This is a genomic window from Variovorax boronicumulans (assembly GCF_029892485.1).
Classification (GTDB): domain Bacteria; phylum Pseudomonadota; class Gammaproteobacteria; order Burkholderiales; family Burkholderiaceae_C; genus Variovorax; species Variovorax boronicumulans_B.
On record NZ_JARXVG010000009.1, the window covers coordinates 14,558 to 36,253 of the forward strand.

General features: G+C 66.7%; 25 protein-coding genes. 19 read left to right on the plus strand and 6 right to left on the minus strand.

Translation table 11 applies throughout. From position 1 onward, the window contains the following. Positions 1-143: 143 nt before the first annotated feature. A complete protein-coding gene (locus M2282_RS20340) occupies positions 144-1,043 on the minus strand; it encodes a transglutaminase family protein (protein WP_280810579.1) in 900 nt (299 codons plus the stop codon). A gap of 113 nt (positions 1,044-1,156) precedes the next feature. Here M2282_RS20340 and M2282_RS20345 point away from each other — a divergent pair, with 113 nt between their 5' ends. After that, the gene (locus M2282_RS20345; protein WP_280810580.1) at positions 1,157-1,498 is read left to right on the plus strand and encodes an antibiotic biosynthesis monooxygenase family protein; all 342 of its coding nucleotides are present in this window, start codon (positions 1,157-1,159) and stop codon (positions 1,496-1,498) included. Here M2282_RS20345 and mnmC read toward each other — a convergent pair. Both mnmC and M2282_RS20355 read right to left on the minus strand, forming a co-directional pair. Beyond that, positions 1,495-3,336, minus strand: a complete 1,842-nt coding sequence (gene mnmC / locus M2282_RS20350) for an FAD-dependent 5-carboxymethylaminomethyl-2-thiouridine(34) oxidoreductase MnmC (RefSeq protein ID WP_280810581.1) — start codon at positions 3,334-3,336, stop codon at positions 1,495-1,497. The genes M2282_RS20345 and mnmC overlap by 4 nt on opposite strands. 13 nt (positions 3,337-3,349) lie before the next feature. Next, positions 3,350-3,625, minus strand: coding sequence for an oxidative damage protection protein (locus tag M2282_RS20355; protein WP_013541095.1), 276 nt, complete (start codon positions 3,623-3,625; stop codon positions 3,350-3,352). A 138-nt stretch (positions 3,626-3,763) separates the two neighbouring features. Here M2282_RS20355 and M2282_RS20360 point away from each other — a divergent pair, with 138 nt between their 5' ends. From M2282_RS20360 to M2282_RS20415, 12 genes are all read left to right on the plus strand, one after another. Beyond that, positions 3,764-4,813, plus strand: a complete 1,050-nt coding sequence (locus tag M2282_RS20360) for a sulfate ABC transporter substrate-binding protein (RefSeq protein WP_280810582.1) — start codon at positions 3,764-3,766, stop codon at positions 4,811-4,813. A 92-nt stretch (positions 4,814-4,905) separates the two neighbouring features. Continuing rightward, complete coding sequence (gene ssuE / locus M2282_RS20365; protein ID WP_280810583.1) at positions 4,906-5,490, plus strand: NADPH-dependent FMN reductase; 585 nt, start codon at positions 4,906-4,908, stop codon at positions 5,488-5,490. 119 nt (positions 5,491-5,609) lie between these two features. Next, positions 5,610-5,747 (plus strand): hypothetical protein, encoded by a 138-nt coding sequence (locus M2282_RS20370; RefSeq protein WP_280810584.1) that lies wholly within the window; start codon positions 5,610-5,612, stop codon positions 5,745-5,747. 31 nt (positions 5,748-5,778) lie between these two features. Then, positions 5,779-6,735 carry a sulfonate ABC transporter substrate-binding protein gene (locus M2282_RS20375; RefSeq protein ID WP_280810585.1) on the plus strand — a complete coding sequence of 319 codons (957 nt, stop codon included), beginning with the start codon at positions 5,779-5,781 and terminating at the stop codon, positions 6,733-6,735. Next, a complete protein-coding gene (gene ssuD / locus M2282_RS20380) occupies positions 6,735-7,904 on the plus strand; it encodes an FMNH2-dependent alkanesulfonate monooxygenase (protein WP_280810586.1) in 1,170 nt (389 codons plus the stop codon). Before M2282_RS20375 ends, ssuD begins: the two co-directional genes overlap by 1 nt. Before the next feature lie 13 nt (positions 7,905-7,917). After that, positions 7,918-8,763, plus strand: a complete 846-nt coding sequence (gene ssuC / locus M2282_RS20385; protein WP_280810587.1) for an aliphatic sulfonate ABC transporter permease SsuC — start codon at positions 7,918-7,920, stop codon at positions 8,761-8,763. Positions 8,764-8,774: 11 nt separating this feature from the next. Further along, on the plus strand, positions 8,775-9,740 hold the full coding sequence (locus M2282_RS20390) for an aliphatic sulfonate ABC transporter substrate-binding protein (RefSeq protein WP_280810588.1): 966 nt from the start codon (positions 8,775-8,777) through the stop codon (positions 9,738-9,740). 4 nt (positions 9,741-9,744) lie between these two features. After that, on the plus strand, positions 9,745-10,572 hold the full coding sequence (locus tag M2282_RS20395; RefSeq protein WP_280810589.1) for an ATP-binding cassette domain-containing protein: 828 nt from the start codon (positions 9,745-9,747) through the stop codon (positions 10,570-10,572). 34 nt (positions 10,573-10,606) lie between these two features. Next, positions 10,607-11,893 (plus strand): O-acetylhomoserine aminocarboxypropyltransferase/cysteine synthase family protein, encoded by a 1,287-nt coding sequence (locus tag M2282_RS20400; RefSeq protein ID WP_280810590.1) that lies wholly within the window; start codon positions 10,607-10,609, stop codon positions 11,891-11,893. A gap of 22 nt (positions 11,894-11,915) precedes the next feature. Further along, a complete protein-coding gene (locus tag M2282_RS20405) occupies positions 11,916-12,512 on the plus strand; it encodes a malonic semialdehyde reductase (RefSeq protein ID WP_280810591.1) in 597 nt (198 codons plus the stop codon). A gap of 50 nt (positions 12,513-12,562) precedes the next feature. Continuing rightward, positions 12,563-12,778, plus strand: coding sequence for a TOBE domain-containing protein (locus M2282_RS20410; protein WP_042579699.1), 216 nt, complete (start codon positions 12,563-12,565; stop codon positions 12,776-12,778). A gap of 214 nt (positions 12,779-12,992) precedes the next feature. Next, positions 12,993-13,265 carry a hypothetical protein gene (locus tag M2282_RS20415; RefSeq protein WP_280810592.1) on the plus strand — a complete coding sequence of 91 codons (273 nt, stop codon included), beginning with the start codon at positions 12,993-12,995 and terminating at the stop codon, positions 13,263-13,265. Positions 13,266-13,274: 9 nt separating this feature from the next. Here M2282_RS20415 and M2282_RS20420 read toward each other — a convergent pair whose 3' ends face one another. Beyond that, complete coding sequence (locus tag M2282_RS20420; RefSeq protein WP_280810593.1) at positions 13,275-13,721, minus strand: hypothetical protein; 447 nt, start codon at positions 13,719-13,721, stop codon at positions 13,275-13,277. Positions 13,722-13,866: 145 nt separating this feature from the next. Here M2282_RS20420 and M2282_RS20425 point away from each other — a divergent pair, with 145 nt between their 5' ends. The 6 genes from M2282_RS20425 (at position 13,867) to M2282_RS20450 (ending at position 19,679) form a co-directional block, all read left to right on the plus strand. Next, on the plus strand, positions 13,867-14,808 hold the full coding sequence (locus tag M2282_RS20425; RefSeq protein ID WP_280810594.1) for a TauD/TfdA dioxygenase family protein: 942 nt from the start codon (positions 13,867-13,869) through the stop codon (positions 14,806-14,808). Positions 14,809-14,938: 130 nt separating this feature from the next. Beyond that, positions 14,939-15,418, plus strand: a complete 480-nt coding sequence (locus M2282_RS20430; protein WP_280810595.1) for a rhodanese-like domain-containing protein — start codon at positions 14,939-14,941, stop codon at positions 15,416-15,418. 49 nt (positions 15,419-15,467) lie between these two features. Then, entirely contained in the window at positions 15,468-16,382 is a 915-nt protein-coding gene (gene epsC / locus M2282_RS20435; RefSeq protein WP_280810596.1) for a serine O-acetyltransferase EpsC, read from the plus strand. Further along, a complete protein-coding gene (locus tag M2282_RS20440) occupies positions 16,379-16,648 on the plus strand; it encodes a helix-turn-helix domain-containing protein (RefSeq protein WP_013541111.1) in 270 nt (89 codons plus the stop codon). Before epsC ends, M2282_RS20440 begins: the two co-directional genes overlap by 4 nt. 64 nt (positions 16,649-16,712) lie before the next feature. Continuing rightward, positions 16,713-17,645, plus strand: coding sequence for a family 2A encapsulin nanocompartment shell protein (locus tag M2282_RS20445; RefSeq protein ID WP_280810597.1), 933 nt, complete (start codon positions 16,713-16,715; stop codon positions 17,643-17,645). Between the two features lie 63 nt (positions 17,646-17,708). Beyond that, the gene (locus tag M2282_RS20450; protein ID WP_280810822.1) at positions 17,709-19,679 is read left to right on the plus strand and encodes a family 2A encapsulin nanocompartment cargo protein cysteine desulfurase; all 1,971 of its coding nucleotides are present in this window, start codon (positions 17,709-17,711) and stop codon (positions 19,677-19,679) included. A gap of 6 nt (positions 19,680-19,685) precedes the next feature. Here M2282_RS20450 and M2282_RS20455 read toward each other — a convergent pair whose 3' ends face one another. Together M2282_RS20455 and M2282_RS20460 are read right to left on the minus strand one after the other, a co-directional pair. Then, entirely contained in the window at positions 19,686-20,690 is a 1,005-nt protein-coding gene (locus M2282_RS20455) for an alpha/beta hydrolase family protein (RefSeq protein WP_280810598.1), read from the minus strand. Positions 20,691-20,715: 25 nt separating this feature from the next. Then, positions 20,716-21,570 (minus strand): AraC family transcriptional regulator, encoded by an 855-nt coding sequence (locus M2282_RS20460; protein ID WP_280810599.1) that lies wholly within the window; start codon positions 21,568-21,570, stop codon positions 20,716-20,718. Positions 21,571-21,696: the final 126 nt, after the last annotated feature.

A 21,696-nucleotide genomic window follows, 5' to 3' on the forward strand; every position in this document is an offset into this window, starting at 1 on the left:
CGACACGCGGGTCGCCATGAAGAACGACCGTGCTATTTCACTGACCGGCGGCGCAGCGTAGGGGCGATGCCGGGCGCATCGGCCCGGGCTTTCCCGTAGCTGCTATCTCCTGCGCGACACCGGCATGGAACCCCGGGGAGAGATCAGCCCTTGCGGCGGGTGACGACCACCGTGGCGTCCAGGCCCTCATACGCCTCGGCGTCCCCATACCAGCTGCCCGAGATCGGCGCGGCCTGTGCCGGGTCGCGCGTGACGCCCACGCGGATGAGTTGTCCACTGCCCATCAGGTTGTTGGTCGGATCGAACGCCAGCCAGCCGATGCCCGGCAGGTACGCCTGCAGCCAGGCATGCGTGGTGCCGGCGCCCGTCATCGATTCGCCCGGGGACTGCGCGGCGCGGTCGAGCGCGGCGTCGTAGAGGTAGCCCGAGACGAAGCGGGTGGCGATGCCCAGGCGCCGCGCGGCTTCCATCATCAGCAGCGCGTAGTCGCGGCAACTGCCGCTGCCCAGCGCCAGCGTGGCCAGCGGCGTTTGCGTGCCTTCCTCGTCGCGCGCCTTGTATTCGAGGCTCTGCCCGATGTGCGCGTTCATGCGCGTGAGCACTTCGCGCGTGTTGTTGGGCTTGTCGCTGTGCAGGAACTGATGCGCCCAGCGGATCAGCGTGCCACTGGCATCGTCTTCGTGGTGCGGGCGCAGGTAGTGCTCCAGGTCCAGGCGCTCCTGCACCGAGTAGGCGAAGGGCAGGAACTCGGCGGCCGGGTCGAGCGCGAGCTGGTCTTGCTGGGCCGGCACATGCTCGATGGTGAACGAGCACACGATGCGCAGCTCGGTCGCTTCTCCCATCGGCTGCACCAGCGCGACGGAGTTGGAATGCGGGTCTTGAATGAGCCGCGTGAAGGCCTGGGGGCTCACCTGCAGGTCGGTGGCGAGCACCCGCAGGTCGTGGCTGTCGCGGGGCCGGAACATCACCCGGTGCAAACCGAAGGTGACCGGCTTGTTGTAGCGGTAGATGGTGGTGTGTGTGATGTCGTACTGGATGGCCATGCGGCATTTTCACGCGTTCGCGGGGTGCGCAGGGGCCTGTTCTTGTGGGCGGATGCCGCAGAATCGGCGCCCGCTCGCGCTTCGAGCGAGCTTTCAAGGGGATTCCGGCCACCATGTACTCCGCCACCTTCATCTTCGCCAAGAAGCAGTTCGACGACGAATTCCATCGCCTCGACCAGACCATCGCCGCGGCCGCGAAATCGCTGCCCGGCTACCTGGGTGAAGAGACCTGGGAGAACACGGGCAACGGGCTGGTGTCGAACGTCTACTACTGGGACTCGCTCGACAGCCTGCAGGCGCTGATCCGCCATCCGGCGCACCAGGAGGCCAAGGCGGCGCAGGCGAACTGGCTGGACGGCTACAAGGTGGTGATCTCCGAAGTGGTGCGCACCTACGGGGACAGCCGGATCGACCACCTGCTGGCGCCGTCGCCACCCGGCGCGACGCTCTCCTAGAGCCGCTGAGTCCCGAGCGCCTTCGCCAGCGTGGCCGGCAACGGCAGAGGCTCGCCATGCCACTGCGCGGCCAGCAGTTCGGCGCACAGGGCCGCGAAGCTGAGGCCGCGCGAGCCCAATGCGGTGCAGGCCCAGAGTCCGCCCGCAGGTTCTTCGTCCAACGGGCCAACCAGCGGCCGCCGGTCGCCCGAGGCGCAGCGCACACCGACCCAGGTGTTGACCTCGCCGCGCTCGAAGGCCGGCGCCAATGCGGCGGCGGCAGCGGGATGCAGCCGGGTGAGGCGTTCACGGTTCGAGGCGTTGTCGTCGGTGTTCGGGGCGAGGTCGGTGCTGTCGCGGTCGAAGGTGGCGCCTGCGAGCCAGAGCAGGGCGCCTTCGGCATCGGGCACGTGGGCGATCAGGTGGCCGTCGCCGTTGAGCGGCGTGGCCGGAAGGGCGCGGTCGTTGGCGTGGCCCCACGCGACCTGGCCGCGCACCGGCTGCAGCGGCAGGCCCGGAGCGAAGCGGCCTGATTCGAAGCCTACGGCGACGACCACGCGGTCTGCTGCGATCAGCAATTGATCCGCTGCATCGAACAACTGCCAGCCGCCGGCGTTTCGCGCTGCTCGCGCCACCGAGGCATTGCCGCGGAATTCGACACCCGGCTGACGCAGCCAGGCCTCGATCAACCGCGATGGGCGTACCCAGCCGGCACGGGCGTGCCAGATCGCAGGCGCGTCGGCAGGCAGGCCGGCTGCAGCCAGTTGATCGGAACTCGCAGGCCAGGATTCGTTCGGGCCGCTGTCGTTCCAGCCGGCAGGCACGCGCGTATCGCCTTCGGGCCGTCGTTCCAGCACGCCGCTGGCGCGCCAGTCGCGGCCTTCTTCCAGCAGTCGTTCCAGTTCGAGCCAGGTGGCACGGATGCCCGCTCGCGTGAGGCGCGAGAGCAGGGCGTCGTCAGGCGACACATGGGGCGCCAGCACGCCGACCGGCAGGCCCGACGCGCCCGAGGCAGGACGCGAGGCCGCATCGAGCACCGTCACCCGCCACCCGCGCCGCGCGAGGCTCGCAGCCACAGCCGCACCCGCGAGCCCGGCGCCGATCACGGCACAGCGCCCCGGTGCCTCGATCCGCGCGGGCGCTGGCCCGCGTCTTCGCACCGTCCAGGCCGGCGCGAAGGCGCCGCCGAGGCAGTCGCAGTTGGGCGGCAGGCCTTGGCGCATTTCGAGCTGGAAGCCGTTCTGCAAGAGCGCATCCCGCACCGCACGTGCGCAGGTCCAGGTGGCGAAGCCTGTGCCTTGGCGGGCGAATCGCGACACCGCCTTCAGCGTGTCGGGCGACCACATCACGGGGTTCTGCTGCGGGGTGAAGCCATCGAGAAAAAGGCTGTCGGCCTCGAAGCGCTGGGCGCGCAGCATGGCCTGCACGTCGCCGATGCACAGCGTGAGCAGGACGCGGCCCTCGTCGAACGCGAGCCGGTGAAAGCCCGGCAGCAGCCCGTGCCACTGCCCGACCAGCTCCTGGGCGAGCGACGCCAGTTCCGGATACGCCTCGGCAGCCTGCAAGAGATCGCCGGCCCCGACCGGATGTGCCTCGACCGAGACGAAGTGCAGCAGCCGCGGCCGGTTCGCATCCGAACGCCACGCCTGCCAGGTTGTCAGGAAATTGAGGCCCAGCCCGAAGCCGGTTTCGAGAATCCGCCATTGCGGCTGCCGGGCCCAGGCTTGCGGCAGGCCGCAACCGCCCAGGAACACATGGCGAGCCTGCGCCAGTGCCCCGGTTTCGGTGTGATAGAGGTCGTCGAAGCGTTCGCTGCGAGGGACGCCGTCGGCGCGCCAGGCCACTGGCTCAGCGGTCACGGCGAGGTGGGAGTCAGGCGGCGGGTGGGGGAACGTAGCCTTGCGCCACGTCGGCGCCTTCGCCGAAGAAATGCTTTTCCATCTGCCGCGCCAGGTACTGGCGGGCGCGCAGATCGGCCAGGTTCAGCCGGTTTTCATTGACCAACATGGTCTGCTGCTTGAGCCAGGCGGCCCAGGCTTCCTTGCTGACGTTTTCCCACAGGCGTTTGCCCAGGTCGCCGGGATAGGGCGGGAAGTCGAGCCCTTCGGCCTCTTTGCCGAGCTTGATGCACTGAACCATGCGAGCCATTTTTTGCCTCTTGGGTGGGGTAAGCGTGTCGCTTAGTTGATTTAGCTATTTAGAACTGAAAACTTGGTCGTTCCAGTTTCTATATGTCGTATTGAGAATACGCAGCTTCATTGATATGCCTTTTTAGAGCAAGACACCATGAGCCTTCGCCGCGACTTTATCAAGCTTTCCCTGGGTGCCGGCGTGGCCGGTGCCATGGCCCTCTCGGCGTTGCCGACGTTTGCTCAGGGCGCCGCCGCCGCCAAGGGGCCCGTGACGCTCCTGAACGTGTCCTACGACCCGACCCGCGAGCTCTACGTGGACTACAACCAGGCCTTCGCCAAGTACTGGAAGGGCAAGACCGGCCAGGACGTCACGGTCAAGCAGTCGCACGGCGGCTCGGGCAAGCAGGCCCGCTCGATCATCGACGGCATCGACGCCGACGTGGCCACGCTGGCGCTCGGCGGCGACGTCGATGCGCTCGTCACGCACGGCGGCCTGGTCAAGGCCGACTGGCAAAAGCGCCTGCCGCACAACTCTGCGCCCTACACCTCGACCATCGTGTTCCTGGTGAAGAAGGGCAACCCCAAGGGCCTGAAGGACTGGGACGACCTCATCAAGCCCGGCGTGCAGGTGATCACCCCCAACCCCAAGACCTCGGGCGGCGCCCGCTGGAACTACCTGGCCGCATGGGAATTCGCCAAGCGCAAGTACGGCAGCGACGCCAAGGCCAAGGAATACATCGGCAACCTGTTCAAGAACGTGCCCGTGCTGGACACCGGCGCGCGCGGCTCCACCATCACCTTCGTGCAACGCGGCGTGGGCGACGTGTTGCTGGCTTGGGAAAACGAAGCCTTCCTGGCGCTGAAGGAATTCGGCCCCGAGAAGTTCGAGATCGTCGTGCCCTCCATCTCCATCCTGGCCGAGCCCAGTGTGGCGGTGGTCGACAAGGTCGTGGACAAGAAGGGCACCCGTGCCGTGGCTGAGGAATACCTGAAGTACCTGTACTCCGATGAAGGCCAGGACATCGCAGGCCGCAACTTCTACCGTCCGACCTCCGAGAAGGCCAAGGCCAAGTACGACAAGCAGTTCCCCAAGCTCACGCTGGTGACCATCGACCAGGCCTTCGGCGGCTGGGCGAAGGCGGACAAGGAGCACTTTGCCGACGGTGCTTCGTTCGACCAGATCTACACGACCAAGCAGAAGTAAGCCGCGCTGCCGAGCCGGTTTTCAGGGCGCCCGTTCTGCGAGCGCCGTGACCCGGCACGCTCCGAATTTCCGAAGAAAACCGAAAGCCTCCTGTGTCCGTTCTCCTGATTGCCGGCAGCCCCTCGGCCCCGTCCCGCTCCACCGCCTTGCTCGAGGCCGTGGGCGAGCGGCTGGCCAAACGCAATGCCCGCATCGAGCGGCTCTCGATCCGCGATTTGCCCGCAGAGGCGCTGCTGCTGGCCGAATGGACCCATCCGGCCATCGAGTGCGCCATCGCCCAAGTGGCGGCGGCGCGCGTGATCGTCGTCGCCACGCCGGTCTACAAGGCGGCCTACAGCGGCGTGCTGAAAGTGTTTCTGGACCTGCTCGCGCAGAACGCGCTCAAGGGCAAGACGGTGCTGCCGCTGGCCACCGGCGGCAGCCCCCATCACATGCTCGCGCTCGACTACGCGCTGCGGCCCGTGCTGCAGTCGCTGGCGGCGCGCCACATCCTGCCGGGCGTCTACGCCAGCGATTCGCAGATCGCGCTGACGCCCGAGAACGCCTACCAGGTGCACAACGACCTGGCCGAGCGCCTGAACGAGGCCGTCGAGGTGCTCGCGACCGAAGGCCTGAAGCTGCCCGCAACCCACGGTTTCGAACCGGTGCCTTTCTCCCGCGTGCGATGTAGCGTCTGACGGCCGGGCTCGCCGTCGAGCCCGGGTCCACCAGACCATCCCCGTCCCCGCTTTTCAAAGCCGCCTGTGTGCGGCCAGGGGACAGCTTTGCCCCAAGTTTTTGCACCAAGGAATCCCGCATGAACCCCGTTGCCACCGAAGACGCCGTGACCGACTCGCCGCCGCGCCCCATCTGGCGTGCGCTGGGCGACCTTGTCGTCAGCACCATCGTGGTCAGCGCCGTCGCGTTGATCGTGAGCTTCATTTCCGCCGCGTGAACGCACGGCGCTTCAACACCTGTCCACAGCCATGACCCGAATTTCCATTCCCCGCCGCCGCCTGATCCAGGGCGCCGCAGCCGCCATCGCCTTGCCTTCGTTCGCCGCTCTGGCACAGGCGCCCGCGCGCCAGTTCCGCATCGGCAACCAGAAGGGCACGCTCAACATCCTGAAGGGCCGCGGCACGCTGGAGAAGCGACTCGCGCCGCTGGGCGTTGCGGTCAAATGGAACGAGTTCACCGCAGGGCCGGTGCAGCTCGAAGCGCTGAACGTCGGCTCGATCGATTTCGGCGATGTCGGCGAAGCGCCGCCCATCTTCGCGCAGGCCGCGGGCGCACCGCTGGCCTACGTGGCGGCCACGCAGCATCGCCCGCAGGCCGAGGCGGTGCTGGTGCCCAAGGGCTCGGCCGTCAAGACCGTGGCCGACTTGAGGGGCAAGAAGATCGCGCTCAACAAGGGCTCGAACGTCCACTACTTCATCGTCAAGCTGTTCGAGAAGCACGGCCTGTCGTATGCCGACCTGAACCTGGCCTACCTGCCGCCGGCCGATGCGCGCGCCGCGTTCGAGAAGGGCTCGGTCGATGCCTGGGTGATCTGGGACCCCTTCCTGGCCGCTGCCGAGAAGTCGCTCGACGCGCGCATCCTGGCCGACGCCACCGGCGTGGTGGGCAACCGCGCCTACTACTTCTCGTCGCTCGACTACGTGGCGAAGAACGCCGACGTGATCGCCATCGCGGTCGAAGAGATCAACAAGGTCGAAGCCTGGGGCTCCGCGAACAAGGGCGACCTGGCTGCCGAACTGGCCGCTTTGTGGGGCCTGCCCAAGCCGGTGGCCGATGTCACCACGGCCCGGACGCCCTACGGCATCACCCCGATCACCAGGGCCATCCTGGCCGAGCAGCAAAAGATCGCCGACACCTTCTTCGAACTGAAGCTGATCCCGAAAAAGATCAATGTGCTCGAAGCCGCCGGCGCGGGAGTCGCGTGATGCAAATCTTCTGGTTCCTCCCCACGCACGGCGACAGCCGCTACCTCGGCACCAGCGAGGGCGCTCGCCCCATCGACCTGGCCTACCTGCAGCAGATCGCCGGCGCGGCCGACAACCTCGGCTACGAAGGCGTGCTGATTCCCACCGGCCGCTCGTGCGAAGACCCGTGGGTGATCGCCTCCAGCCTGATCGGCTCGACCAAGAATCTCAAGTTCCTGGTGGCCGTGCGCCCGGGGCTGCACCAGCCCAGCCTGGCCGCGCGCATGGCCGCGACCTTCGACCGGCTCTCGGGCGGACGCCTGCTGGTCAACTTGGTGACGGGTGGCGACCAGTCCGAGCTCGAAGGCGACGGCGTCTACTTGGACCACGCCTCGCGCTATGAACAATCGGCCGAATTCATCCGCATCTGGCGCGAGATCCTCACGCGCAGCCATGACGGCCAAAGCTATGACTTCGAAGGCAAGCACCTGAGCGTGAAGGGCGCCAAGCTGCTGTATCCGCCGGTGCAGACGCCGTACCCGCCCGTGTGGTTCGGTGGCTCGTCGGCCGCCGCGCACGACCTCGCGGCAGAGCAGGTCGATGCGTACCTGACGTGGGGCGAGCCGCCCGCCGAAGTCGCCAAGAAGATCGCCGACGTGCGCGCCCGCGCCGAGAAGCAGGGCCGCCGCGTCGAGTTCGGCATTCGCCTGCACGTGATCGTGCGCGAGACCGAAGACGCCGCCTGGAAAGCCGCCGAAGAACTCATCAGCCGCGTGGACGACGACACCGTCATCCGCGCCCAGGCTGCCTTCGCGCGCATGGATTCCGAAGGCCAGCGCCGCATGGCCGCGCTGCATGCGGGTGGCGCGAAGCGCTCGCGCGCCGAGCTGGAGATTTCGCCGAACCTCTGGGCCGGCGTGGGCCTGGTGCGCGGCGGTGCGGGCACGGCGCTCGTGGGGGACGCGAAGACCGTTGCCGCGCGCATCGAGGAGTACGCGGCGCTCGGCCTCGACAAATTCATTCTCTCGGGCTACCCGCACCTCGAAGAGGCCTACCGCTTCGCCGAGCTGGTGTTCCCGCTGCTCTCGCGCAAGGCGCAGGCGCGGCTGGCCGGTGGTTCGCTGAGCGGGCCGTTCGGCGAGGTCGTCGCCAATCTGGATGCGCCGTCGCGCCTCGTCTCGCAAAGCTGAACAAGGATTCCCCATGACCGAACAAGTGCAGGAGCTCCCGGTGGCGTCGACCGACGCAGGCGCCGGCAAGGCGTTCAAGGCCTTCGGCCTCAACGTTGCGGGCCGCCTCGTTCCCTGGCTCGTGCCGGTGGGACTCATCGTGTTCTGGCAGATCGCCTCGTCGCTCGGCTGGCTGTCGACGCGCGTGCTGCCGGCGCCGGTCGACGTGGTCAAGGCCGCATGGTCGCTCACGGTGTCCGGCGAGCTCTGGACGCATGTGAAGGTCAGCGCGGGCCGCGCGCTCGCGGGCCTGGCCATCGGCGGCGGCGCCGGGCTCGCGCTGGGCCTGCTCACGGGCTCGGTGAAGTTCGCCGAGACGCTGCTCGACTCGACCATCCAGATGGTGCGCAACATCCCCGCGCTCGCGCTGATTCCGCTCGTCATCCTGTGGTTCGGCATCGATGAATCGGCCAAGCTGTTCCTGATCTCGGTGTCGGTGTTCTTCCCGATCTACCTGAACACCTTTCACGGCATCCGCAACGTCGATCCGCAGCTCATCGAGATGGGCCGCACCTACGGCCTCACGCGCTGGCAGCTGTACCGCGAGGTGATCCTGCCGGGCGCGTTGTCCTCGATTCTGGTGGGCCTGCGTTTTTCGCTGGGCCTCATGTGGGTGATCCTGATCGTGGCCGAGACCATCTCGGCGCAGGCCGGTATCGGGTATCTGACGATGAACGCCCGCGAGTTCCTGCAGACCGACATCGTGCTCGTGGGCATCCTGCTGTATGCGCTGCTCGGCAAGCTGGCCGACCTGTTCGCGCGCGGCCTGGAGCAGTGGTGGCTGCGCTGGCACCCGGGCTACCAGAAGAAGCCGAAATGAGGGCAGGGCAGATGAACCAATCCATTTCCCGCCGCACAGCCATCGCCACGCTGGGTGCGCTCGGCGCCAGTGCCGTGTGGGCACAGGGCGTTGCTCCGCGACCTGTCACTGTGCGCTTCGGCTACCAGAAGTCCTCGACGCTCACGGCCTTGCTCAAGGCCCAGGGCACGCTCGAAAAGCAGTTCGCGCCGCTCAACGCCACGCTGAGCTGGCACGAGTTCACCAGCGGCCTGCCGCTGCTCGAAGCGCTGAACCTGGACAACCTGGACATCAGCGCCGACGTCGCCGACACGGTGCCCGTGTTCGCGCAGGCGGCCGGTGCCGAGCTGACCTTCATCGCACAAGAAGCGCCGTCGCCCGCGGCGCAGGCCATCGTCGTGAAGGAAGACTCGCCGCTCAAGACCGTGGCCGATCTGAAGGGCAAGAAGGTCGGCTTCGCGAAAGCAGCCGGCGCGCACTACCTGCTGATCGCCGCACTGGAGAAGGCGGGGCTCTCGTTCAAGGACATCGAGCCCGCCTACCTCACGCCGGCCGACGGACGTGCGGCTTTCGAGAAGGGCGCGATCGACGCGTGGGTGGTGTGGGACCCGTTCCTTGCCGCCGCCCAGCGCCAGTCGAAGGTGCGCGTGCTGGCCGATGGCGCCGGCATCGCGTCGTACCAGCGCTATTACCTCGCGAGCACCAAGTTCGCGAAGGCGCGGCCCGATGTGCTGCGTGTGATCTATGCCGAACTCGAGAAGACCGGCAAGTGGGTCAAGCAGAACCCCAAGGAAGCCGCCGCGCTGCTGTCGCCCGTGTGGGGCCTGGACGCCGCCACCATCGAACAGGCCAACAGTCGCCGCAGCTACGCGGTGCGGCCGGTCGTGGCCGAAGGCCTCGTCGAGCAGCAGCGCATTGCCGATGCGTTCTTCGGCGAAAAGTTGCTGCCTCGAAAACTCAATGCGCTCGACGTCGCGCTGTTCAAACCCGGAGCCTGAAGCCATGAGTGCTGTTCTCAAAGACATCCAACCCCAAACCATCGCAGGCGGTGTGCGCCTCGAAGCGCGCGGCCTGCACAAGCGCTACGGCACGCGCGACGTGCTGCGCAACACCAAGCTCACCATCGAGCCGGGCCAGTTCATCGCCATCGTGGGGCGCAGCGGCTGCGGCAAGAGCACGCTGCTTCGGCTGATCGCCGGCCTCGAAGAAGCCACATCCGGCGGCCTCTACACCGATGGCAAGGCCGTGAACGGACTGCACGACGACACCCGCATCATGTTCCAGGAGGCGCGCCTCCTGCCCTGGCGCCGCGTGCTCGACAACGTGACGCTGGGCCTGTCGAACGACGCCAAGCCGCGCGGCAAGGAAGTGCTCGCGCAGGTGGGCCTGGCCGATCGCGAGAACGAATGGCCGGCGCGCCTGTCGGGCGGACAGCGGCAGCGCGTGTCGTTGGCACGTGCGTTGGTGCATCACCCGCGCCTGCTGCTGCTCGACGAGCCACTCGGCGCGCTTGATGCGCTCACCCGCATCGAGATGCACCGGCTCATCGAGAACCTCTGGCAGCGCCACCGCTTCACCGCCTTGCTGGTGACGCACGACGTGCAGGAAGCCGTGGCCCTGGCGGACCGCGTGATCCTGATCGAAGACGGCCGCATCGCGCTGGACGAAAACATCGCGCTCGCCCGCCCGCGCTCGCAGGGCGACCCGGCCTTCGCGGCCATCGAAAAACGCATCCTCGACAGGGTGCTGCAAAAGCCCGAAGAGGTGGACAGCAGCGCCGACGCCAGCTGGCTTGGAACTCCCGCGCACGCACTGCGCTGGGCGATCTGAGTCTTCCTTCTTCTTTTCCCGAAAGGCAGTCCCCATGTCGCAGAACTGGAAATTCGAAACCCTGTCGGTCCATGCCGGCTACTCGCCCGAGCCGACCACGCGCGCCGTCGCGCCCCCGATCTACCAGACGGTGGCCTACGCCTTCGACAGCGCGCAGCACGGCGCGGACCTGTTCGACCTGAAGGTGCCGGGCAACATCTACACCCGCATCAACAACCCGACGCAGGACGTGCTGGAGCAGCGCGTGGCCGCGCTCGAAGGCGGCATCGCAGCACTCGCGCTGGCCTCGGGCCAGGCGGCCGTGACCTATGCGATCCAGACCATCGCGGAGGCCGGCGACAACATCATCAGCAGCACGGCGCTCTACGGCGGCACCTACAACCTCTTTGCGCACACGCTGCCGCAGTTCGGCATCACCACGCGCTTTGCGGACCACCGCGATCCGAGCAGCTTCGAGAAGCTCTTCGACGAGAAGACCAAGGCGGTGTTCGTCGAGTCGCTGGGCAATCCGGCCGGCAACGTGACCGACATCGCGGCCATCGCCGAGATCGCGCACCGCCACGGCGTGCCGCTGATCGTGGACAACACCGTGCCTTCGCCGTACCTGAGCCGGCCCATCGAGCACGGCGCGGACATCGTGGTGCACTCGCTCACCAAGTACCTGGGCGGCCACGGCACCAGCATCGGCGGCGCCATCGTCGATTCGGGCAAGTTCCCGTGGGCCGAGCACAAGCAGCGCTTCAAGCGCCTGAACGAGCCCGACGTCAGCTACCACGGCGTGGTCTACACCGAGGCGCTGGGCCCGGCTGCCTACATCGGCCGCGCGCGCGTGGTGCCGCTGCGCAATACCGGCGCGGCCATTTCGCCATTCAACGCCTTCCTGATCCTGCAGGGCATCGAGACGCTGGCGCTGCGCATGGACCGCATCAGCAGCAATGCGCTCAAGGTGGCGCAGCACCTGAAGACGCACAAGGCCGTGAACTGGGTCAACTACGCGGCGCTCGAAGACCACCCCGACCATGCGCTGGCGCAGAAGTACTTCGGCGGCAAGTCCAGCGGCGTGCTGACCTTCGGCATCGGCAGCGGCCGTGAAGGCGGCGCGAAATTCCTCGATGCGCTCAAGCTCTTCACGCGCCTGGTGAACATCGGCGACGTGCGCTCGCTGGCCACGCACCCGGCCTCGACCACGCACCGGCAGTTGTCGCCCGAAGAGTTGGCCAGGGCCGGCGTGACGGAAGACACCGTGCGCCTGTCGGTCGGCATCGAGCACATCGACGACCTGATCGCCGATCTCGACGTGGCGCTCGCGGCCGCGTCCTGACCGCTTCGATGAACGGAAAACCATGACAACACTCAACGCCATCCCCGAAGCGGCGCTCGACCAGCTGTTCCGCAAGGCGCGCACCGTGCACGCCTTCAAGCCGGTGCCCGTGACCGACGAACTGATCCACCAGCTCTACGACCTCGTGAAGTGGGGCCCGACCGCCTACAACGCGCAGCCCGCGCGCTATGTGTTCGTGCGCAGCGAAGAGGCCAAGGCGAAGCTCAAGCCCGCGGTCTCGTCCGGCAACACGGCGCAGACTTTGGCTGCCGGCGTGACGGTGATCGTGGCGCACGACACGCGCTTCTACGAGCACCTGCCCACGCAGTTCCCGGCCTACGACGCCAAGCCCTTCTTCGAGAAGAGCGCCGAGGCCGCAGAGGCCACGGGCTTTCGCAACAGCAGCCTGCAGGGCGCCTACCTGATCCTGGCGGCGCGTTCGCTCGGCCTGGACGCGGGGCCGCAGTCGGGCTTCAACGCGGGCCTGGTCGACAAGGCCTTCTTTCCCGATGGCCGCTACCGCGCCAACTTTCTCGTGAACCTTGGCGTGGCCGATCACGCCGGCACCTTCGAGCGCGGGCCCCGGCTCGCGTTCGACGACGTGGCGCAGATCGTCTGATCTCGTCGTCCTCCCATCCTTTACTTCTTCAACCTGAAAGAGAAACCATCATGTCCATCCAAGCCATCAACGTACGCAACCAGTTCAAGGGCAAGGTCCGCGAAATCATCCGCGGCGACGTCGTCTCCGAAGTCGATGTCGAAACCGCCTGGGGCATCGTGACCTCGGTCATCACCACGCGCTCGATCGACGAGCTGCAGCTGAAGGTCGGCTCCGACGTGGTCGCGCTCGTGAAGTCGACCGAAGTTTCGATCGCGAAGCTCTGAGCTGGCTTCTGCGGCACTGCCCGCCAATGAGCCGCTCGGTGTCCATCGGACCCCGAGCGGCTTTTTTCTGGGTGCTGTTTCGTTCGATTCGATCTCTCGCCTGGAGCAAAGTCACGGAATCGAAGAAGCGCCGTTTGAGTTAACTATTGATAGAGATTGTTGATTTTTTTCTCACCCAGAATCCCTCCCTTGTTGTCGAGGGATGGGACGTTGGGTGAACAAGAAAATCGTGACCGGGGAGGGTGTCTCCTCAACAAGCAGTGGTCGTCTCGTGATCTGGGTGCTGATGCTTCTCCCGCTGATGGGCATCGGGATGCTGGTCTTTGTTCACCTCGATGACATTCGCCGCTGGCGCTGGGACTCGGTCGAGCACTGGATGCTGTTGGCATCCGTCGTCTTCGTGGTGGCGTCGCATGTGCTGATGCTGGTCCTGCTGTGCACAAGGCCCAAGAACAAAAGTAGCTGCGACGAGAACCGGACGGGCTGAGCCTCTTGTTCACTGCAGCTTGGGCAGGAACGAAGTTTCCATGTGATAGCGCTTCGGATTGCTCCGGTCGATGTAGACCGGGATCCATTCCGGCACGTAGTCGGTCGGGTCGAACCAGAGGTTGGCGCTGCGGAACAGGTGCAGGGTGTGGGTCGATGTGTCGTGCCACCTGGCGACGATGCGGTAGGGGTGCTCGCCGTTCACCTCGATGCTGCCGTTGACCTCGACCGACTGGAACTCGGCCTCGACGAGCTGGCCGTTTTGCCGCAGGTCGGCTTCCTTCTGCGCGCTCCATTGGCCGAACGCGATGATGCCGCCGCCGATGCCCGCGAAGATCAAGCCCATGATCGTGAGGGCCAGCTTGGCCTCGGGGTCCACGAAGATCGCACCGACCAGGAGCAGGAGCCCGATGGCCAGGAAGAGCCATTTGATGAGGGTGATGACTTTGTGATCCATGGCGCCACTGTGCCTCTGTTTGGCGCAGGTCGATATAGCCAACATGGCTTAGTCGAATGGGGCATGAGGAACTGCGAACAGCTTCCTTCCGGCCCGGGAAGTCGCCTCACAGAATCTTTGGAATCAACCCCAAAGAGGACCTTCGATGAGCGCTGTTCTTTCTTCCCCCGCCGTTGCACAAGACAACGAGCTCGACATCGTCCGGCAGGCCGGCCACATCGGCGCCGAGGTGCGCGGCGTGCGGCTCTCGGGCGAACTGCAGCCGGAGGTGTTCCGGTCCATCAAGGCGGCGCTGCTCAAGCACAAGGTGCTGTTCTTCCGCGGACAGCAGCACCTGGACGACGCGCAGCAGCAGGCCTTCGGCCGCCTCTGGGGCGAACTGGTGCCGCACCCGACCGTGCCCTCGAAGGACGGCACGAAGCTGCTGGAACTCGACTCGCGCCACGGCGGCCGAGCCAACTCGTGGCACACCGACGTCACCTTCGAAGTGGCCTATCCGCAGGTGTCGATCCTGCGTGCGGTCGTGATCCCGCCCTATGGCGGCGATACCGTCTGGGCCAACACCGTGGCCGCCTACGAAAGCCTCTCCGAAGACCTGAAGGCGCTGGCCGACCGGCTGCGCGCGGTGCATGGCAACGACTACGACTACGCCGCCTCGCGACAGCCGGCGGACCTCGCCGATGAAGGCGTCAAGCGCTACAAGGAGGTGTTCACCCGCCGCCTGCTCGAAGCCGAGCACCCGGTGGTGCGCGTGCACCCGGAGACCGGCGAGCGCAGCCTCGTGCTGGGTCACTTCGTGAAACGGCTGGTCGGCCATTCGACTTATGACTCCGGCCATCTGCTGAGCGTGCTGCAAAGCCATGTGCACCGCCTGGAGAACACGGTGCGCTGGCGCTGGACGCAGGGTGACGTGGCGATCTGGGACAACCGGGCCACGCAGCACTACGCGATCAACGACTACGGGGACCAGCACCGGGTGGTGCGCCGGGTCACGATCGCGGGCGACGTGCCCTATGGGGTGGACGGTGCCAAGAGCGTGGACCTGACCGCGCCGGCCGTGCGCGCGGCGGAGGCGACGGCCGCCTGAATACCCGCGCTATACAACGTCCGGTTGTTAGGAATCGACTTTTCAGTCGTTGGAGGTTCTGGAGGACGCTCCTAAAGTGGTGGTTATCGCCATCAAGGCGAATTCCAACGCACAACAGGAGCCGCACAGCATGTCAGTGGAAGTTGAAGAACTCGTCTTGCCCGAATCCCTGGAACAAGCGCGCGCCAAGGCCGCCGAAAGCAATCTGCCCTATGCCGGCGGCGTGACGCCGACGGTGGCCTGGGATCTGGTGCAGAAAGGCCAGGCCGTGCTGGTCGACGTGCGCTCGGGCGAGGAACGCAAGTTCGTCGGCCGTGTGCCCGAGAGCCTTCACGTGGCCTGGGCCACGGGCACCGCGCTCACGCGCAACCCGCGCTTCGTTCGCGAGCTCGAAGCCAAGCTCGCGAAAGAGGGTGGCAAGGATGCCGTGGCGCTGCTGCTGTGCCGCAGCGGCAAGCGCTCCGCACTGGCCGCCGAGGCTGCCGCGAAGGCAGGATTCACCAACGTCTTCAACGTGCTCGAAGGCTTCGAGGGCGAGATCGATGCGCAGCAGCACCGCGGTGGTGCGGACGGCTGGCGCTTCCATCAATTGCCCTGGGTGCAGGACTGACCGACGCCTCTCGCACAAGACCCACAAGAAGTTCAAGGGGGAAAAACAGATGGCCCATTTCGAGGTAAGCGACATCGTGCGCGCGCTGCACGGCGTGCGCGACGACTGGCGCGATTCACAGCGGCGCTCGCGAGAGCCCGGTGCGCGCGAGTTTCCGTCGCGCGATGCGCTCACGCAGATCGTCGAGTCGCTCAAGGGCGCGCTCTTTCCGATGCGGCTCGGCCCGCCGGACCTGCGCCACGAGAGCGAGGACTTCTACGTCGGCCACACGCTCGACGCCGCCTTGCAGGCGCTGCTGGTGCAGGCACGGCTGGAACTCAATTTCAATGCGCGTCTGCAGCCGCGTCCCGCCAGCGAGATCGACGACGCGGCCACCGAAGCGGTGCGCCAGTTCGCGAACGCGCTGCCTGGCCTGCGCCGCCTGCTCGACAGCGACGTGCTCGCCGCCTACCAGGGCGACCCGGCTGCGCGCAGCGTCGACGAAGTGCTGCTGTGCTATCCCGGTGTGCTCGCGATGATCCATCACCGCCTCGCGCACCAGCTCTACAAGCTCGATCTGCCGCTGCTCGCGCGCATCGTGGCCGAGCTGGCGCATGGGCAGACCGGCATCGACATCCACCCCGGCGCGCAGATCGACGCGGGCTTCTTCATCGACCACGGCACGGGCGTGGTGATCGGCGAAACGGCTGTCATCGGCAAGCGCGTGCGGCTCTACCAGGCCGTGACGCTGGGCGCCAAGCGCTTTCCCACCGACACCGAAGGCAACCTGCAGAAGGGCCTGCCGCGGCATCCGGTGGTCGAAGACGACGTGGTCATCTATGCGGGCGCGACCATCCTCGGCCGTGTCACCTTGGGCAAGGGCGCGGTGATCGGCGGCAACGTGTGGATCACCGACGACGTGAAGCCGGGTGCGAGCGTGACCCAGGCCAGTTTGCAGAATGCACCGAAAGCGAGCGCACCATGAAGGCCTTTGTCGAAGATTTCGGTGTCACCGTGCGTCAGCTGCGCGAGGCGAATGGTTGGTCCCAGGAGCAGCTGGCCGAGCGTTCGGACCTCAATCGCTCGTATGTCGGCGAGGTCGAACGCGGCCGGGTGATCCCGTCGATCGTCACCGCGCAGAAGCTCGCGACGGCGCTGGGCATCAACATCGTCAACCTGCTCGCACGCTGCGAACAGCTGGAGCAATCGCGTCTCGCCAGGCGGATCAACTTGGCGGCTATAGCCTGTTGAGGGGAAACCCTTGGCCGCCTGACACTGGCGACCAATTTCTTACCTCTCCACGGAGCTTCAATACATGAGCGCAACAGTCGGTGGTACCACCGCCCTTGGCGACAACGCCGCACGCCAGCTGGCCAATGCCACCAAGACAGTCCCCCAACTCGAGACCATCAGCCCGCGTTGGCTGACGCATCTCCTGCAATGGGTGCCGGTGGAGGCGGGCATCTACCGCGTCAACAAGGTCAAGAACCCCGAGTCGATCAAGGTCACCTGCACCTCGCGCGAAGAAGAAAACCAGCTGCCGCGCACCTTCGTCGACTACGAAGAAAACCCGCGCGAGCACTACCTCAATGCGGTGAGCACCGTGCTCGACGTGCACACGCGCATCTCCGACCTCTACAGCAGCCCGCACGACCAGATCAAGGAGCAGCTGCGTCTCACGATCGAAACGATCAAGGAGAACCAGGAGAGCGAGCTCATCAACAACCCCGACTACGGCCTGCTGGCGCAAGTGAGCGAAGAGCAGCGCATCTTCCCGCTGACCGGCGCGCCCACGCCCGATGACCTGGACGAGCTGCTGACCAAGGTGTGGAAGGAACCAGCGTTCTTTCTCACCCACCCGCTGGCCATCGCCGCCTTCGGGCGCGAAGCCACGCGCCGCGGCACGCCGCCGCCGACGGTGAGCCTCTTCGGTTCGCAGTTCATCACCGGGCGCGGCATTCCGCTGATTCCGTCGAACAAGGTGCCTGTGGCCGACGGCAAGAGCAAGATCCTGCTGCTGCGCGTTGGCGACAAGCGCCAGGGCGTGGTGGGGCTGTTCCAGCCGGGCCTCTCGGGCGAGCAGAGCCCGGGGCTGTCGGTGCGCTTCATGGGCATCAACAACCACGCGATCGCGTCGTACCTGATCTCGCTGTATTGCTCGCTGGCGGTGCTGACCACCGATGCGCTGGCGGTGCTCGACGACGTCGAGATCGGCAAGTACCACGACTATCCCGACACCTACAAGTAAGCCGCGGTGAGTACCCCAACGATTCCGGGCGAGGCGCCGTTCGATCCGGCCATCCTGGCGCGCATGGCGAGTGCCATGTTCGCCGCGCTGCCGGGCACGCCACCGACCTCGTTGCCGGGCGTGGCGAGCGGGCTGGTGCCGGGCGCGCAGTTCCCCGCCAACATCGCGCCGCCGGGCTCGCCGCTGGTGAGCCCCGCCGGCTTCGGGCCCAGCGTGCCGGGCACGCCGATTCCGCAAGGGCAGATTCCGGGCGCCAACGTGTTGCCGGCATCGCCGACCCAATTGCCTTCGCTGGCCAACCGTGCGCCGGCACTGCTGCCGCATGCGGTGGCGGGCAATGGCGTGCCGGACAACTTGTTGTCCGTGGCGCCAGCCTTCGAGCCGCGTTCGGGTGGCACGGTGCTGGGTGTGCCACAGCAGGCCGGTGCGCCGGTTGGACCGCAAGCCGGGGCGTCTTCGCCGTTCTACTTTCTGAACAACAGTTACGGGCACCCGACGGCGGGGGCAGCCTCTGCCATCTCCGCGCCTGCGCAGGTCTTGCCCCCTCTCCCGCTTGCGGGAGAAGGCTGGGGTGAGGGCAGGGGCGCTCAATCATTTGCTGGCGTTTCCTCGCCGCAGCCCCTCACCCCAACCCTCTCCCCAGAGGGGCGAGGGAGCCAATCCCCGGTGCAAGGGAGTGACAAGCCGCAGTTCTACTTCGTCGATGCGGTGCGCTTGCCCAACGGCTTCGTCACGCCGGCCAAGCCCCATCCGCACGGTACGGCCCGCGACCCCGAAGCCGTGCCGCTCGCCGGCTCCGGCCAGCATCCGCCGTTCGACGTCAATGCCGTACGCCGCGACTTCCCGATCCTGCAGGAGCGCGTCAACGGCAAGCAGCTCGTGTGGTTCGACAACGCGGCCACCACGCACAAGCCGCAGTCGGTCATCGACCGCATCGCGTACTTCTACGAACACGAGAACTCGAACATCCATCGTGCGGCGCATGAGCTCGCTGCGCGCGCGACCGATGCCTACGAAGGTGCCCGCGAGCGCGTGCGCAAGTTCATCAACGCACCCGAAGTCGAAGAAGTGATCTTCGTGCGCGGTACCACCGAGGCCATCAACCTCGTGGCCAAGAGCTGGGGCGGGCAGCACGTGGGCGAGGGCGACGAGATCATCGTCTCGAACCTGGAGCACCACGCCAACATCGTGCCGTGGCAACAGCTCGCTGCCGCCAAGGGCGCGAAGCTGCGCGTGATCCCGGTGGACGACTCGGGCCAGGTGCTGCTCGACGAATACCGCAAGCTGCTCAACGACCGCACGAAGATCGTTGCCGTCACGCAGGTTTCGAACGCGCTGGGCACCGTGGTGCCGGTGAAGGAGATCGTCGAGCTCGCGCACCGTGCTGGCGCCAAGGCGCTGGTCGACGGCGCGCAGTCGGTCTCGCACATGCGCGTCGACGTGCAGGACATCGGTGCCGACTTTTTCGTCTTCTCCGGCCACAAGGTGTTCGGCCCGACCGGCATCGGCGTGGTCTGGGGCAAGCGCGAAGTGCTCGAAGACATGCCGCCCTGGCAGGGCGGCGGCAACATGATTGCCGACGTGACCTTCGAGAAGACCGTGTTCCAGCCGATCCCGAACAAGTTCGAGGCCGGCACCGGCAACATCGCCGATGCGGTGGGCCTGGGCGCGGCGATCGACTACGTGAACAAGGTCGGTATCGAGAACATCGCGCGCTATGAGCACGAGCTGCTCGTGTACGGCATGCAGAAGCTCGGCGCGATCCCGGGCGTGCGGCTGATCGGCACGGCGGCCGACAAGGCGAGCGTGATGTCCTTCGTGCTCGACGGCTACAGCACCGAAGAGGTGGGCCATGCGCTGAATGACGAAGGCATCGCGGTGCGCACGGGCCACCACTGTGCGCAGCCGATCCTGCGGCGCTTCGGCGTGGAGACAACGGTGCGGCCTTCGCTCGCGTTCTACAACACATTCGACGAGGTGGACCGGTTGGTGACGGTGGTGCGGCGTCTGGCAGGGCAGCGGCGCGCGGGCTGAGGCGGATCAGGGCTTCGGCGCCTGCCCGAGGTGCTGGCTGAAGAAGGCGAGCACCCCGGCGTTCATCTTGTCGTGGAATGCCACGCGGTCGAAGCCCGGTGCGTCGCTGCAGATATCGGGCCATTCGCTGGCCTGCGCCGTGGAGCAGGGCGCCAGAAAGGCGAAGTGCGCGGAGCCGGGCTGCACCCGGAAGTCGGGCGGTGACGGGAGGCTGCGCCTGACAGCCTCCACGTCGCGGGGCAGCACGCCGTCGCCGCCGCGCTCCGAAGCCCAGAGCAGGATCGGGATCGTCACGTTCTTCAGGCGCTCGGCATCGAACACCATGCCGAGCGGGTCGGCGATCACGGCCGCACGGATGCGGGTGTCGCGGGTCAGCGGCGCAGCGAGCAACTCGCGAAATCGTTGACGCATTTGCCCACATGCCGCGCCTTCCGGCGCCGAAGCGCAAGGTGACGAAGGCAGGGTTGGCAGTCGCTTGAAATCCGGACGGCCGCCGGCGAGTGCGAGACCCGTGTAGCCGCCCCTGGAGAAACCGAAGAAGCCGATCTGTCCTGCGGCCAGCCTGTCATGCGCGGGCCATTGCGCGAGCATGTAGTCGATCAACCGCTTGATGTCCGTGGTTCGCGTCGCGAGTGCAGAGAGCTTGTCGTCCGGCCCGCCGCGCAGCTGGAAGTTGTCGCTCGAATGGTTGATGGCCGCGACCACGAAGCCCGCATCGGCCAGCACTTGCGCCGTGTCGTGGTGGCCCAGAAAGGAGCCGCCGTATCCGTGCGACAGCACGATCAACGGCAAGGGGCCGCCCGCTGGGATCGGGCAGTCCCGCACGCCGGAAAGCGCGTAATGGCCGAGCCTGATTTCTCCGGCCGGTGCGGCACAGGGCGTCCACACCGCGCCGCGCAGCGCCGGGCCTTGCGCATCGGCCGGTGTCTCGAAGGTGCTGAAGCCCGCGGCCTGTGCGAATGTGGCAAGGAGACAGAAGGCGGTGGCGACCAGAAAGCGAAGCAAAGGCATGGCGAATCCTGCGTGAGGTCGAAAGTCAATCTGCTGGCCGGATGGGAATCAGCAGGTCGGTGCGCAAGGCAGCCGGCGCAACCTGGCGTGGCGAATTCAGGTAGTGCTCCAACGTGGGACGGTCGTCCGGCTCGTAGCCGCTGCCGGGGAGCCACTGCGCGTAGAGCGCGTGCACGGCGGCGTTGATGCGGCTGTACGGACCCGCAAGGCAATGCACGGCGTAGAGGCCGCCGGGGATGTCGAGCATCTCGAGTTCCGCGTCGTCCGCGGGCCAGGGGTCGGGCGAGGCCGCCGCGGCGTAGTACCTGAATTCGGACGGCACTTCCGGGTCGTGACTGGAGATGCCCAGCCAGTCCGAGATGGTGCGTGTGCCGGCATGCGCACGCAGTCGGCGGTGGGTATGGGGAATGGTGGAGAAAGGCCCGCGATGGCGCAGCGCATGCACGGGTTGTGCGAGGCGCTCGACGATGCGCACGGGCGCGGGCGCATCGCCGTCCTTGCCTTGGCGTGCGGGACCGGCGGCCAGGATCGCCTCGCGCATCTGCTGCTGAAATTCACGCGGCGACTGGCCGGTGAACTGCCCGAAGGCGCGCGTGAAGGCCTGGGGGCTCTCGTAGCCCACCGCCAGCCCCACCTGCGTGATGCTGCGGCCGCCCAGGGTCAGCAATCGCGTGGCGAGTGCCAGCCGCACGCGGCGCACCGTGGTCGCAACTGTCTCGCCCGCGATGCCGTGGTAGATGCGGTGGAAGTGAAAGGGCGAGAAATGCGCCAGCCTCGCCAGGTCGTCGAGGCGGTGCTCCGCCATCGGATCGGCCACGATGGCTGCGACGACGCGCGCCACGCGCTCCCTGTAGTCCTGCTCTGCGCACCGGGTCTTCATAGCCGCCAGTGTGCAGCGGGCCGGCCGTTGCCGCTTAGCAGGCCTTGCGCAAATCGCTGGCTTGTTGCTCCGCCAAGGTTTGCGGCGATTCTTAATAAAAACTTCTACATTTAAATCATGGGAATT

Bases quoted from the DNA above. Each gene is read 5' to 3' on its own strand.
- M2282_RS20340 (WP_280810579.1), bottom strand. From the start codon at position 1,043: ATGGCCATCCAGTACGACATCACACACACCACCATCTACCGCTACAAC.
- M2282_RS20345 (WP_280810580.1), top strand. From the start codon at position 1,157: ATGTACTCCGCCACCTTCATCTTCGCCAAGAAGCAGTTCGACGACGAA.
- M2282_RS20355 (WP_013541095.1), bottom strand. From the start codon at position 3,625: ATGGCTCGCATGGTTCAGTGCATCAAGCTCGGCAAAGAGGCCGAAGGG.
- M2282_RS20360 (WP_280810582.1), top strand. From the start codon at position 3,764: ATGAGCCTTCGCCGCGACTTTATCAAGCTTTCCCTGGGTGCCGGCGTG.
- M2282_RS20370 (WP_280810584.1), top strand. From the start codon at position 5,610: ATGAACCCCGTTGCCACCGAAGACGCCGTGACCGACTCGCCGCCGCGC.
- M2282_RS20375 (WP_280810585.1), top strand. From the start codon at position 5,779: ATGACCCGAATTTCCATTCCCCGCCGCCGCCTGATCCAGGGCGCCGCA.
- ssuD (WP_280810586.1), top strand. From the start codon at position 6,735: ATGCAAATCTTCTGGTTCCTCCCCACGCACGGCGACAGCCGCTACCTC.
- ssuC (WP_280810587.1), top strand. From the start codon at position 7,918: ATGACCGAACAAGTGCAGGAGCTCCCGGTGGCGTCGACCGACGCAGGC.
- M2282_RS20390 (WP_280810588.1), top strand. From the start codon at position 8,775: ATGAACCAATCCATTTCCCGCCGCACAGCCATCGCCACGCTGGGTGCG.
- M2282_RS20395 (WP_280810589.1), top strand. From the start codon at position 9,745: ATGAGTGCTGTTCTCAAAGACATCCAACCCCAAACCATCGCAGGCGGT.
- M2282_RS20400 (WP_280810590.1), top strand. From the start codon at position 10,607: ATGTCGCAGAACTGGAAATTCGAAACCCTGTCGGTCCATGCCGGCTAC.
- M2282_RS20405 (WP_280810591.1), top strand. From the start codon at position 11,916: ATGACAACACTCAACGCCATCCCCGAAGCGGCGCTCGACCAGCTGTTC.
- M2282_RS20410 (WP_042579699.1), top strand. From the start codon at position 12,563: ATGTCCATCCAAGCCATCAACGTACGCAACCAGTTCAAGGGCAAGGTC.
- M2282_RS20420 (WP_280810593.1), bottom strand. From the start codon at position 13,721: ATGGATCACAAAGTCATCACCCTCATCAAATGGCTCTTCCTGGCCATC.
- M2282_RS20425 (WP_280810594.1), top strand. From the start codon at position 13,867: ATGAGCGCTGTTCTTTCTTCCCCCGCCGTTGCACAAGACAACGAGCTC.
- M2282_RS20430 (WP_280810595.1), top strand. From the start codon at position 14,939: ATGTCAGTGGAAGTTGAAGAACTCGTCTTGCCCGAATCCCTGGAACAA.
- epsC (WP_280810596.1), top strand. From the start codon at position 15,468: ATGGCCCATTTCGAGGTAAGCGACATCGTGCGCGCGCTGCACGGCGTG.
- M2282_RS20440 (WP_013541111.1), top strand. From the start codon at position 16,379: ATGAAGGCCTTTGTCGAAGATTTCGGTGTCACCGTGCGTCAGCTGCGC.
- M2282_RS20445 (WP_280810597.1), top strand. From the start codon at position 16,713: ATGAGCGCAACAGTCGGTGGTACCACCGCCCTTGGCGACAACGCCGCA.
- M2282_RS20450 (WP_280810822.1), top strand. From the start codon at position 17,709: ATGGCGAGTGCCATGTTCGCCGCGCTGCCGGGCACGCCACCGACCTCG.
- M2282_RS20455 (WP_280810598.1), bottom strand. From the start codon at position 20,690: ATGCCTTTGCTTCGCTTTCTGGTCGCCACCGCCTTCTGTCTCCTTGCC.
- M2282_RS20460 (WP_280810599.1), bottom strand. From the start codon at position 21,570: ATGAAGACCCGGTGCGCAGAGCAGGACTACAGGGAGCGCGTGGCGCGC.